At 62.7% G+C, this 11,624-nt stretch carries 17 protein-coding genes; 9 read left to right on the top strand and 8 right to left on the bottom strand.

The window, feature by feature from the left end:
- Positions 1-115 precede the first annotated feature (115 nt).
- The 3 genes from P6F26_RS19330 (at position 116) to P6F26_RS19340 (ending at position 2,515) form a co-directional block, all read left to right on the top strand.
- A complete protein-coding gene (locus P6F26_RS19330) occupies positions 116-520 on the top strand; it encodes a CopG family transcriptional regulator (protein ID WP_430736770.1) in 405 nt (134 codons plus the stop codon).
- A 30-nt stretch (positions 521-550) separates the two neighbouring features.
- Positions 551-1,633, top strand: a complete 1,083-nt coding sequence (locus P6F26_RS19335) for an extracellular catalytic domain type 1 short-chain-length polyhydroxyalkanoate depolymerase (RefSeq protein WP_278030344.1) — start codon at positions 551-553, stop codon at positions 1,631-1,633.
- Between the two features lie 177 nt (positions 1,634-1,810).
- On the top strand, positions 1,811-2,515 hold the full coding sequence (locus P6F26_RS19340) for an IS6 family transposase (RefSeq protein WP_278030345.1): 705 nt from the start codon (positions 1,811-1,813) through the stop codon (positions 2,513-2,515).
- A 9-nt stretch (positions 2,516-2,524) separates the two neighbouring features.
- Here P6F26_RS19340 and P6F26_RS19345 read toward each other — a convergent pair whose 3' ends face one another.
- Entirely contained in the window at positions 2,525-2,917 is a 393-nt protein-coding gene (locus P6F26_RS19345; protein WP_278030346.1) for a transglutaminase N-terminal domain-containing protein, read from the bottom strand.
- Between the two features lie 98 nt (positions 2,918-3,015).
- Here P6F26_RS19345 and P6F26_RS19350 point away from each other — a divergent pair, with 98 nt between their 5' ends.
- Both P6F26_RS19350 and P6F26_RS19355 read left to right on the top strand, forming a co-directional pair.
- Positions 3,016-3,906, top strand: a complete 891-nt coding sequence (locus tag P6F26_RS19350; protein WP_278030347.1) for a transglutaminase-like domain-containing protein — start codon at positions 3,016-3,018, stop codon at positions 3,904-3,906.
- Between the two features lie 79 nt (positions 3,907-3,985).
- The gene (locus P6F26_RS19355) at positions 3,986-4,690 is read left to right on the top strand and encodes an IS6 family transposase (RefSeq protein ID WP_278030348.1); all 705 of its coding nucleotides are present in this window, start codon (positions 3,986-3,988) and stop codon (positions 4,688-4,690) included.
- Positions 4,691-4,869: 179 nt separating this feature from the next.
- Here P6F26_RS19355 and P6F26_RS19360 read toward each other — a convergent pair whose 3' ends face one another.
- The 4 genes from P6F26_RS19360 to P6F26_RS19375 form a co-directional block, all read right to left on the bottom strand.
- Positions 4,870-5,004 (bottom strand): hypothetical protein, encoded by a 135-nt coding sequence (locus tag P6F26_RS19360; RefSeq protein ID WP_278030349.1) that lies wholly within the window; start codon positions 5,002-5,004, stop codon positions 4,870-4,872.
- A gap of 106 nt (positions 5,005-5,110) precedes the next feature.
- A complete protein-coding gene (gene groL / locus P6F26_RS19365; protein WP_278030350.1) occupies positions 5,111-6,739 on the bottom strand; it encodes a chaperonin GroEL in 1,629 nt (542 codons plus the stop codon).
- 44 nt (positions 6,740-6,783) lie between these two features.
- Positions 6,784-7,071: a co-chaperone GroES gene (locus P6F26_RS19370; protein WP_278030351.1), complete on the bottom strand. Its 288-nt coding sequence runs from the start codon at positions 7,069-7,071 to the stop codon at positions 6,784-6,786.
- A gap of 133 nt (positions 7,072-7,204) precedes the next feature.
- Positions 7,205-7,441, bottom strand: a complete 237-nt coding sequence (locus tag P6F26_RS19375; RefSeq protein ID WP_278030352.1) for a hypothetical protein — start codon at positions 7,439-7,441, stop codon at positions 7,205-7,207.
- A gap of 150 nt (positions 7,442-7,591) precedes the next feature.
- On the opposite strand from P6F26_RS19375, the gene P6F26_RS19380 reads away from it, so the two are divergent.
- A complete protein-coding gene (locus tag P6F26_RS19380; RefSeq protein ID WP_278030353.1) occupies positions 7,592-8,326 on the top strand; it encodes a Crp/Fnr family transcriptional regulator in 735 nt (244 codons plus the stop codon).
- 58 nt (positions 8,327-8,384) lie between these two features.
- Here P6F26_RS19380 and P6F26_RS19385 read toward each other — a convergent pair whose 3' ends face one another.
- The 3 genes from P6F26_RS19385 to P6F26_RS19395 form a co-directional block, all read right to left on the bottom strand.
- A complete protein-coding gene (locus P6F26_RS19385) occupies positions 8,385-8,573 on the bottom strand; it encodes a hypothetical protein (RefSeq protein WP_278030354.1) in 189 nt (62 codons plus the stop codon).
- 213 nt (positions 8,574-8,786) lie between these two features.
- Complete coding sequence (locus tag P6F26_RS19390; RefSeq protein ID WP_278030355.1) at positions 8,787-9,107, bottom strand: hypothetical protein; 321 nt, start codon at positions 9,105-9,107, stop codon at positions 8,787-8,789.
- 89 nt (positions 9,108-9,196) lie between these two features.
- Complete coding sequence (locus P6F26_RS19395; RefSeq protein WP_278030356.1) at positions 9,197-9,622, bottom strand: hypothetical protein; 426 nt, start codon at positions 9,620-9,622, stop codon at positions 9,197-9,199.
- A 272-nt stretch (positions 9,623-9,894) separates the two neighbouring features.
- Here P6F26_RS19395 and P6F26_RS19400 point away from each other — a divergent pair, with 272 nt between their 5' ends.
- From P6F26_RS19400 to P6F26_RS19410, 3 genes are read left to right on the top strand one after another with little or no spacing between them, the layout of a single operon-like run.
- Entirely contained in the window at positions 9,895-10,203 is a 309-nt protein-coding gene (locus tag P6F26_RS19400) for a hypothetical protein (RefSeq protein WP_278030357.1), read from the top strand.
- Positions 10,200-10,586, top strand: a complete 387-nt coding sequence (locus P6F26_RS19405; RefSeq protein ID WP_278030358.1) for a hypothetical protein — start codon at positions 10,200-10,202, stop codon at positions 10,584-10,586. The genes P6F26_RS19400 and P6F26_RS19405 overlap by 4 nt, the downstream gene beginning before the upstream one ends.
- Positions 10,587-10,594: 8 nt before the next feature.
- Positions 10,595-11,056, top strand: a complete 462-nt coding sequence (locus tag P6F26_RS19410; protein WP_278030359.1) for a hypothetical protein — start codon at positions 10,595-10,597, stop codon at positions 11,054-11,056.
- Positions 11,057-11,624: the final 568 nt, after the last annotated feature.

Here is an 11,624-nt window from a genome sequence, read left to right on the forward strand (position 1 = left end):
GCTGCACGTACGGCCTGAGGGCGTCGTTAGGACAGGACAGCAGGATCGCACGACGTCGGACTTGTGCCGACCAGCGCAAACCACCACTTACCATCCAAGTGGATGGAGAATTCCCTTGCCGCGCAAGATCAAGCCGACCGACACCGAGAAGGTCACGATCAACCTCGGCTATGTGGACCTCGGACGCATCGACCTTCTGGTCGAGGAAGGGTTCTACACAAGCCGCACCGACTTCATCCGGGACGCGATCCGAAGACAGCTTGCGACCCACGCGGCCGAGGTCGGGCGGCTGATCGAGCGGCGCACGCTCGACATGGGCCTGCGCGACGTGACGCGCTCCGATCTCGAGGCTGCGAGAGACGCGGGCGAGGTGCTGCACATCAGGGTCGTGGGGCTTGCGCGGCTGGCGCCCGACATCACGCCGGACCTCGCGCTGGCGACCATCGGATCGATCGACGTCCTCGGCGCACTTCAGGCGCCCCCCGACCTCCGCGCCGCACTGGCGGACCGCATCACATAACGGCCACGGCCGTCACCGAAAGGCAGACAGATGAATGACGATTTCGCGACGGCGATGCGCCGATCGTTAGACCAGACACGCGCGGGCAATCCCTTCGAGGCGACGCGCATCATCCAGGCGGCGCTTGCGGGCAAGGTCGATGCGCGGGCAGAGGATGCGACCTCCCCCGAGGCATCATCCCGCCGATCCCGCGAGGCATCGCCGCGTAAGCGCCTGTCGCAGGTGATCTCGGAACTGTCCCGCAGGCCGCCTGGCCTCGACGCGCGCCCGGGACAGCAGGCTCCCGCGCCAGCCGTTCCGGACGGCGCCCGCTTCGAGCGCCGGCACCACGCCGGGCCCCATGGCGCGCGGGACTACCGCCTGTTCCATCCGTCGGAAACCGACGCTCCCATCCGGGGCGTGATCCTCATGCTGCACGGCTGCACCCAGTCGCCCGAGGACTTCGCGGTCGGGACGAGGATGAACGACCACGCCGAGCGTCACGGGCTGATCGTCGCCTATCCGGAACAGGCGCAGGCGCACAACGTATCGCGCTGCTGGAACTGGTTCCGCCCCGCGGACCGGTCCCGGACGGGCGGCGAGGCGGCGCTGCTTGCCGATCTGGCGGCCAGCGTGGCACGCGAGCACGGCGTGCCCACCGGCCGCGTCTTCGCCGCCGGTCTGTCGGCGGGCGGCGCGATGGCCGCGATCCTTGCCCAGACTCACCCCGAGGTCTTCGCGGCCGCGGGCGTGCATTCCGGCCTTGCGCCCGGATCGGCCAGCGACGTGATTTCGGCCTTCGCCGCGATGCGGGGCGACCCCGCGCCCGACGCCGAGCCCCTGAACGCGCCCGCGATCATCTTCCACGGATCTGCCGACACGACCGTCGCGCCGGTGAACGCCGGCCGCATCGCCGGCCCGCTTGCAGAAGGCGTGGCCCGGAGGAGTGAGGGCAGAGGCCGCCGCCATGACGTCCTGAAGGCGCGCAACGCCGCCGGCCATCCGGCCGAGGTCTGGAGGATCGAGGGCGCTGGCCACGCCTGGGCGGGCGGTCATGCCGAGGGCAGCTGTACCGATCCCGAGGGTCCAGACGCATCGGCCGAGATGGTGCGCTTCTTCCTGGAACAGGCGTAGGGGATATGTCGCTTGCGCCATCGATGGAACCCGGGGTGGCTCGATGGCTCTCCGAAGCATGATCCCGCCACCCCGATCCGCGGCGACATTAATCAAACTTCTGCAACTAAGCCGGACGCCGGTGTTGTCAGAGGAACTTGGCTTGAGGCGGGGCAGGGAACTGGCTAGCGTCGGCGCATGACCCAACCCGGCCCCTTCAAGTGGTTCAAGACCAGTCCCGAGATCATCCGCCTGGCGGTGATGATGTATGTCCGGTTCCCGCTCTCGCTCCGGAACGTCGAGGATCTGCTGCACGAGCGCGGCGTCGAGATCAGCCACGAGACGGTGCGGTTCTGGTGGCATCGCTTCGGTCCGACGTTCGCTGCCGAGATCCGAAAGCGCCGGATTGAGGGCATGCGATCGAGCCAATGGCGATGGCACCTCGACGAGATGTTCGTGAAGATCAATGGTGAGCGGCACTACCTCTGGCGGGCCGTCGACCACGAAGGTGAGGTGCTCGAAAGCTTCGTCACGAAGACGCGGGACCGCAAGGCTGCCCTGAAATTCCTCAGGAAAGCCATGCGCAGGCATGGGAAGCCTGACTGCATCGTGACCGATAATCAGCGCTCCTACGGCGCGGCTCTGAAGGTTCTTTGTGTCGAGGACCGGCAGGAAACCGGTCGCTGGCTGAACAACCGGGCCGAGAACTCGCACCTGCCATTCCGACGACGGGAGCGGGCAATGCTCCGGTTCCGGCGCATGCGAAGTCTTCAGAAGTTCGCCTCCGTCCATGCCTCCGTCACCAACCACTTCAATCTGGATCGCAGCCTCTCCAGCAGACCCCACTTCAAGGCCAACCGCGCCGCCGCTCTTGCCGAGTGGCGTGGTCTCTGTGCGGCATAAGGGACAGCGTCACTGCCCCAGCTGAGACTGATTCGAATTAGTCTGCCAGCACCTCGGCGCCAGGTCGACGCCATCCTCCGCATCGTAGGCGAATGGGTACGGGCCGCTGTGCCGCGCGAGCCGGTGGATCGGATCGTCGTAGCCATAGCGCCGCAGGGTCAGCTCGCTCTCGATGACGAGTTCGTCCGCCGCCTCCGGGAACGACAGCAGCGCGATCGAGTTACCGAAGGTGTCGAACGCCCAGCGCACATCGGCACGTGGCGTGACTGCGAGGCTCGAGGCGAGAAGCCGCATGTCGTGCCCGTCTCGCGGTCTCACCATCAGCTGGTGCAGGCCGAACTCCACCGGCCGGTCGTAAAAATAGCTCGTGCGATGGCGCACGCAGAACGTGGTCATCGGCATTGTCTGGTCTGCAAGGAAATCCGTTCCAATCTGGCAGCGTGACGCGCAATCTGCCTAGAGGTGCACTATTTCACGAAGAGACCTCGCGGGGAAGTCATATGTTCATTCGCTTCGGATTCGAAATCGTCATCGAGAATGCCATCAAGCTGCCGCTGATACTGGCGTTGTCGCCACACTCCTCGTTCGGCGGCCGTGTAATCGGCCCGGACCGGATCCGGACGGAGCCGGAGGTGCCGATCGAGGACTTCCTCGATCCCTTCGACAATCGGAGGGCCCGGTTGATCGCGCCACCCGGCGGTTTGCGTATCTGGTCTGACAACGTGGCGGAGGTCGACGGGGGCCCTGATGTCTTCAACTGGAACGCACGACAGCACGAGGTGTCCCACCTGCCGCCCGAGACGCTGCCTTTCATCACGGCGAGCCGCTACTGCGAGTCGGACGAACTCTCCGAGAGGGCCTGGGCACTCTTTGGGACCACGCCAGCCGGCTGGGAGCGGGTCCAGACGATCTGCAACTTCGTCCACAATCACATCACCTTCGGCTACAAGTTCGGGCGCCCGACGAAGACCGCGGCCGATGCGCTGCTGGAAGCCACCGGCGTCTGCCGCGACTTCGCCCACCTGTCGATTGCGCTCTGTCGGGCAATGAACATCCCTGCACGCTACGCCAGCGGCTATCTGGGCGACATCGGCGTGCCGCCCTCCGGGCCCGGCGACTTCTGCGCTTGGTTCGAGGCATTCCTGGAGGGCCAGTGGTACACTTTCGACGCACGCTACAACACGCCGCGGATCGGACGGATCCTGATGGTTCGCGGCCGAGACGCCGCCGATGGCGCGATGATCACGTCCTTTGGCCGCTACGACATGAAGCTCTTCCGGGTATGGACCGAGGAGGTGGCGGGGACTCCGACGGAGTCGGCGCTCCTTGATCTCCTCCAAAGGCGCCCGGATACGCCCGCCCTGACACTCGCAATGGCTGGCAGCTCGTGACGCCACGCGAACGGCGCTCTAGGCATTGTCAGAAGAACCCGGCTTGAGTCAGGGTAGGGCGGTCTCGTAGCCTTCCCGCATGACCAAGCGCGACCCATTCAAGTACTTCAAGACGAGCTCCGAGATCATCCGCCTGGCGGTCATGCTCTACGTCCGGTTCCCTCTCTCGCTCCGAAATGTTGAGGATCTCCTGCATGAGCGGGGCGTCGAGATCAGCCACGAAACAGTACGGTTCTGGTGGCATAGGTTCGGCCCGATGTTTGCATCGGAGATCCGGAAGCGCCGGATCGAGGGCATGAGATCAAGTAAGTGGCGGTGGCACCTCGACGAGATCTTCGTGAAGATCAACGGCGAGCGACACTACCTTTGGCGGGCCGTTGATCATGAAGGTGAGGTGCTGGAAAGTTTCGTTACAAGGAGCCGGGACAAGAGGGCCGCGTTGAAATTCCTGAAGAAAGCAATGCGCAAGCATGGCCAGCCTGTGACGGTCGTGACGGATAAGCTCCGGTCGTACGGGGCGGCTTTGAAGGCACTGGGTGCGGCCGATCGCCAGGAGACGGGTAGGTGGGTCAACAACCGGGCGGAGAATTCGCATCTTCCCTTCCGACGACGCGAGAGGGCGATGCTCCGCTTCCGGCGCATGCGAAATTTTCAGAAGTTCGCCGCCGTCCACGCCTCTGTCTCAAACCACTTCAACCAAGAACGCAGCCTATCCAGTAGACAGCACTTCAAGTCCAACCGCGCCGCCGCTCTGAACGAGTGGCGCGGTCTCTGTGCGGGATAAGGCGCAGTGCGGCTGTCCTAGCAGAGACTGGTTCGCATTAGTCTGCCAGCACCTTCTCTCCGGCAACTCTTCATCGTCGTTTTCTGGCGAGCCAGAGGCTTTCCGACGCAGCAAGTCGCCGCGTATCCCTCTGCCATCTGGCTCTGCCTTCGATGATAAATAATCAGTCAGACCGATACTTATTTCTTCTTTTGCTCGCCAAGATTGGTCAGGGCTTTGCCCTTCGTGAAGTCGGCTGTTGAAACGAACTTTTCCTTCACCTTCTTGGGCTTCTTCGCTTCACGGTTGCCGCGTTGCTTGTCACCTTTGGACATTTCGACTCCTCCTGGTTCTGATTTTTATTGAAGTACTGCTCGGTGTTTGTTTCCATGAATACCGTGGGTTAGTGTCGCGGAGCTCCTGCCCGCGGGACGCCGCCCTTCACAACATTCCACCCATGTCGGACATTTCGCTGTCGGCGCCGGCCTTCTCGAGCTTTTGCGCGACCATCGCTTCGGTCGTGATCAAAAGCCCGGCAATGGACGCGGCGTTTTCGAGTGCGATCCGAACCACTTTCGTCGGATCGATGACACCGGCCTTCAGCATGTCGCCGTATTCTTCGGCCTGTGCGTCGAAACCGAAGCTCCGACTGTCGTTCTCGATGACCTTGCCAACAACGACCGATCCGTCGACCCCGGCATTTTCGGCAATCTGGCGCAGCGGTGCCTGGATCGCGCGCCGGACGATCTTGATGCCGGCATTCTGATCGCCATTCTCGCCCTTCAGCGTAGCCAGCACCTTTCCGGCGTGAACCAGGGCCACGCCGCCGCCGGGCACGACACCTTCCTGAACCGCAGCGCGGGTGGCGTTCAGCGCATCGTCGACGCGGTCCTTGCGCTCTTTCACCTCGATCTCGGTTGCCCCGCCGACCCGGATCACGGCGATACCTCCGGCAAGCTTGGCCAGCCGTTCCTGAAGCTTCTCCTTGTCGTAGTCCGAAGTGGTTTCCTCGATCTGCGCGCGAATCTGTGTGACGCGCGCCGCGATCGCATCCCTGTCGCCAGCACCGTCGATGATCGTCGTGTCATCTTTGCTGATCATGACCTTTCTGGCGGACCCGAGCATGTCCATGGTGACGTTCTCCAGCTTGGTGCCCATTTCCACGGAAATCACCTGACCGCCCGTCAGCACGGCGATGTCTTCCATCATCGCCTTGCGGCGATCCCCGAAGCCCGGTGCCTTGACGGCCGCCACCTTCAATCCGCCGCGCAGCTTGTTGACGACCAGCGTCGCCAGCGCTTCGCCCTCGATATCCTCGGCCACGATCAGAAGTTGCTTCTCGGCCTGAATCACAGCCTCCAGCAACGGCACCATGGATATGAGAGAGGTCAGCTTCTTTTCTTGAAGTAGGACGACGCAGTCATCCAGCTCGACGACCATTTTCTGAGCATTCGTGACGAAATAGGGGCTCAGATAGCCGCGGTCGAACTGCATGCCTTCGACCACTTCGGTCTCGGTCTCCAACCCTTTGTTTTCCTCGACGGTGATCACGCCTTCCTTGCCGACCTTCGCCATCGCGTCGGCGATCTGCCGGCCGATCTCGACTTCTCCATTGGCCGAAATGGCGCCAACCTTGGCAATCTCGTTGCTGTCGCCCACAGGTCGGGACATGGTCTTGATCTCGGACACGACTGCAGCGACGGCTTTGTCGATCCCGCGCTTGAGATCCATCGGGTTCATGCCGGCCGCAACCGACTTCATGCCTTCCCGGACAATCGCATGGGCGAGTACGGTTGCCGTGGTGGTGCCGTCGCCGGCCTCGTCGTTCGTGCGCTGCGCGACCTCCTTGACCATCTGGGCGCCCATATTCTCGAAATGATCCGAAAGCTCGATCTCCTTGGCGACGGTCACACCGTCCTTGGTGATGCGCGGCGCACCCCAGGATTTATCGAGAATGACGTTTCGGCCCTTGGGGCCGAGTGTGATCTTGACCGCATTTGCCAGCGTGTTGATGCCATTCAGCATTCGGTCGCGGGCATCGGTACTGAAGCGAACTTCCTTGACGGACATGATGTGAATTCCTGAGACTGAGGTTGATGTGAAAGGTTTTGGACTCAGGCGATCACACCGAGAATGTCGCTCTCCTTCATGATCAGAAGGTCTTCACCATCGAGCTTGATCTCTGACCCGGACCATTTTCCGAACAGGATCCGGTCGCCGGCTTTGACGTCCATCGGGAAGCGTTCGCCGTCCTCACGCCTTCCCCCGGCACCGACGGAGACAACTTCGCCTTCTTGAGGCTTCTCCTTGGCGGTATCTGGAATGATGAGACCGCCCTTGGTCGTCTCGTCGCCTTCGATACGGCGAACGAGCACCCGGTCATGGAGGGGAGTGAATGACATCGATGCGCTCCTTGTCGAGGTTTGGTTGGCCGAACTGGCCGGGTCGAATGCCCGGCTGCATTGTGCGCAGGTCCGCGGTTACCTATTGTGTCTCCACTCCGAGAATTCGGATCGACACCCACGCCCGAGCGGTTCACGGCCGTCGAACGGAGTTTCCGCCCGCGTTGATCGCGTTGATCATTTCGGCGACGGCCCGGTGCCTTTCCATTTCGAGTTCGGTGCCAACGGCATTCTCATGGGTCGCCGCGGCGTCGCGAAGAACCCCCACAATCTCGTGCTCCGGCAGCAACCCGCGATCGTTCAAGGCAAGCAGGAGCGCCTCGCAGATTGACAGGGCGGCCTGGCCTGCATGTTCGCTCGCGGTCGACATCTGGCGTCCCTTCCTTGGCATCGTGATCCCCATGGTAGGCGAGTTTCAGATACATCCGTACTTCTCGCAGGAAGTGCTCTATGCTGGACTGATCCAGAGCAGTGTCCGCACCGATTTCCGCCCCTGGGTCACGGCACGCCGGGAGCCTTCATGACATCAGCCGAACACAGCCCCCTGACACGCAAGCTCTCCGTCTTCGTCGCCCTGTCGGAGGTCGAACTGGCCGTGCTTGAACGACTGCATGAGCGTCGTCGCTCATTCGTCGCGGGGCGTGACATGGTGCATCAGGGGCAGTCGGCTCAAGCCGCGTACATTCTGTCTTCGGGTTGGGTCTGTTCCTACAAGCTCCAGGCCGACGGGACGCGGCAGATCGTGGATTTCCAGGTGCCGGGGGACTTTCTGGGACTGCGCAGCGTCCTTTTGCGCACGTCGGATCACAGCTTCGAACCTATCGTCGACATTGAGGCCGCCGAGGTGCTGGCGAGCGATCTTCTCGATGCCTTCGCGCGTACGCCGCGCCTCGCGACCGCCATACTCTGGGCAGCGTCAAGGGACGAAGCGATGGTCGTGGAGCATCTCGTCGGGATCGGTCGGCGTGATGCGGACGCCCGAATGGCGCATTTCCTGCTCGAACTGGGATCGAGGCTTGCGCTGGTTGGAATAGGCAGCAAGGAAGGATTCGACTGCCCTCTGACGCAATACCACCTCGCCGATACGCTGGGGTTGAGCGCGGTCCATGTGAACCGCATCCTGCGGCAGCTTCGCGAGAGTGGACTGGTCACCTTTCGGGACGGCCGCGTTACGTTTCACGACTATGGCGGGCTGGTGGAACTTGCCGAGTTCGATCCGGAATATCTGGACCAGACTGGGCCGCTACTGAAATGAGAGGGCCGCCCTCCCTCGCTCGGCAGGCGGCCCCAGTGTTCACATCAGACGCCGGAGGTTACGCGAGGGCGTGGGTCGCCGCATCGAGTTCCTTGTTGGTTTCGGCGTCGTTCTTCGCGGTGTTGGCCTTCTCGGCTGCCTGATAGTGCTTCAGCGCCGCATCCTTCTTCGGACCAGCCGGCGCCATGTCCCATGCGGCCTTCACGGAGGTCATCTTTTCGGCGGTCTTGTTCTGTTCGGGAGTCATTGGGATTGTCCTTTCTGGAGGCTCCGAGAATAAGAAGCGTGTCGACATGCCGTCCGTTTTGGGATCGGCACGCCCACACGCTTCTCGGGTACTCGGAAAAATGCACCACCGTAATGTTCGGCGGGCACGTCTCACATAACCAGCGTCGGAGCCACGCCGCACTGACGCAGGTCAGTCCCGGCGACTGCGGCAGGTCGATTACCTCTACGCTTGTCAAGCCACCGAAGTTTGCTGATGGGAAATCCTCAGCCATCTGTCGTCATCGTTGAGGTAGGTAGAGGCACAGAGGGCTTTGTAGATCGGCACATCGGGTTTTTCTGCCGAGACGCGATAGGTGAGAATGGCGACATCACGACACCGCGTGACGCGCCGCTCGGCCATCGAGACGGACCGCCAGCCGGTTCTATGTTGAAGATGGCTCCAGATCTGGTCGCCCTGGAGGATCCCGGGCCGATAGGGGACGACCATGACGGCGTCGGTCGCAGTCGTTGCCCGCGCGTTGTCGGCGCCACTGGTCCAGAAGTGTTCCTCCATGTCCCAGAGAACGCCCTGTTCGCGAGGCGATAGCGTGCCGGACTTGTGTGCCGCACGTGCCGGTCTGCCCATAGTTGCGGCTGAGACGGTCATTCGCCTGACCCCGACCCGCCAACCATGAACATCTGAAACAGTACAAGGATGATCGCGAGCACCGCCCAGATCGCTCCGCTTGTTCGCGGGTGGCCATCGACCACCGTTGAGGCAGCGCGCTGGCGGGGACCTGACGTCGGTCCTTCGGGAAGCAGCTTGCTCAAGTCTCGTGCGATCCTGCCGTGATCGCTGGCAAGCGCAGGAACGTCCCGAAATCGGGCAAGAAGCGTTCCCAAGCGTGCCCGCGCGGCGTCGCGTCCCAGCGTGACCAGTTCAGCGGTTTCCTTCCATGGATCGAGTCCAAGCCGCGCAAGCGTGGAGAGCACTGTCACGGCATAGCCGTTCCGGTCCTCGCCGACCGACGCTTGGAGAAACCGATCGAACTCGGGTGGGTGCAGGTTGAGAACATTGGGGTCGGCCATCGCCAATCCTTTCAAGGGTTGCAGGAATGGAGTTCATCCCTGTTTCCCAAAGGATACGCGCAGGTCGGTCTCGCCGCCCTTACACAGGTCAGTACGGGCGACTGCCCCCAGGAAGGCCGGTTCGGTGCCCAGAACTAACATGCGTCAGCGCCAGCCAAACGATCCCGAGGTACAAGACGCTCAATCGTTCGACTGGTCCGTCCCGCACTTCAAGGGGCCTTCAACAGTGGTGAGCGACGGATCTGCCAACATCGCGGAGACAAGAGATGAACATGCGGTCGACCAGATCGACGGTGACGTTTTCGAACCGGTTCACCATGCCGGGATACCCGGACGATCTGCCCGCGGGCGTCTACGAGGTTCTCGTCGAGGAAGAGCTTCTCCAGGGGCTCAGCTTCGAGGCGTATCGCCGGACGGCGACCTACCTCACCGTGCGCGGAAGGGGCGGTTATGCGGGACGGACAGAGTTATGGGCGATTTCCGACAGCGATCTGAAAGAGGCGCTGAGCCGGGATCGGGCCGCGACAGAGACAAGCAATCACAGCGATGCGGCGCTTTCCCCGCAGGAGGACTTGAAATGAATGCTCCCGAATGGCTCAAGCCCGGCATCTATGGTGCCGTGATCGGCGCGGCTCTTGTCGCCGTGGTCGGTTTTACCTGGGGCGGCTGGGTGACCGGCGGAACCGCGAATGACCGGGCGATGGAGATGTCCCAAGACGATGTCGTAGCCTCCATGGTGCCGGTTTGCCTTGAGATGGCACAGTCCGACCCAGCAAGGGCCGAAAAGCTCGAAACGATCCGGGCCGCCTCGACCTATCAGCGGCGCGATGCCCTGATGGAGGCGGGCTGGGCGACGGTGCCCGGAACAGATGCTCCGAACCGCGATATCGCGCAGGCATGCCTGGCAGCCCTTGATGTTGACGCGTTGCCGGAGCGTCCGGAAAGCACGGTCGATGAAGGATGAACCACGCCATGCCGATAGCGTCCCCAGAGACCACCGAGCTCGAACGGCGTGTGCTGGCGCATGAACGGATCCTGCAAGCTCTGATCGCCTACATGGCCCGTACTGAGCCGCGTTTCGTGGACCACCTGCGAGAACGGTTCGTGGAGCCGATGAAAGTGACCCAGCGCGAGCACGACCACCGCGAAACCGACGACTATGCGGAAGAATTCATTCGCGCTGTGATGCTCCTCGGAGAAGCGCACGTGCCAAAGGCGACGGAGCCGGAAATGACCGACATGAAACCCGTGCCGCCGAAAAGCAGAGGAGCACAAGATTCTTCCATGAACCGGCCGACGCAGCGCAGTGGGGTTCAGGTGCGCGAAAGAAACGGCATCTGGGAGGTGCAGGTCGATGGCAAGTTCCGCGGCGACTACCACCAGAAGGAACATGCTCTTGCAGCGGCGGCCTTGCACAGGTTGTCGGGCCGATGACCAGCAGCACCCACCCCACAGTCCCGACGGACTTCTCGATCCAGGTTGCCGAGAACGAAGGCATGCCATCGAGATCGAATTCCAGGGGCTCTCCGCTACCGGCCGCGCCCACTCGACGGCTGACTGGAACGCTCACGCTTGGGCCATCGAGGACTCGCATGGCAACCCGCGGGCTCTGGTCCGCCAGGGAGCAAGCCGCGATGAGACGCCCACTGGCGAGGCTGATCGCGAGGACGGCAGCCATAGCCGGTGTGATCGCCTCCTTCGCCTTTCCCGTGCTTGCGCAGGATGGCACAGGCCCAGTGCCGGAGAACGCCCAGCCGCGCAGCTATGGCGGCGGATGGGTCTGCGACCTCGGTTACCGGGTAGAGGCCGCCGAATGCATGGCTCTCGACATCCCCGAGCATGCCTATCCAACCGGGCGCTCCTACGGGACGGGGTGGGAGTGCGACCGTGGGTATGAAGAGGTAAAAGGGCTCTGTCAGAGAAACCCGGCTTGAGGCGGGGCAGGGGGCTCGGTAGCGTCGGCGCATGACCCAACCCAGCCCCTTCAAGTGGTTTAAAACCA

The sequence above is a fragment of the Roseicyclus salinarum genome (assembly GCF_029624655.1).
Taxonomy (GTDB): Bacteria; Pseudomonadota; Alphaproteobacteria; order Rhodobacterales; family Rhodobacteraceae; genus Roseibacterium; species Roseibacterium salinarum.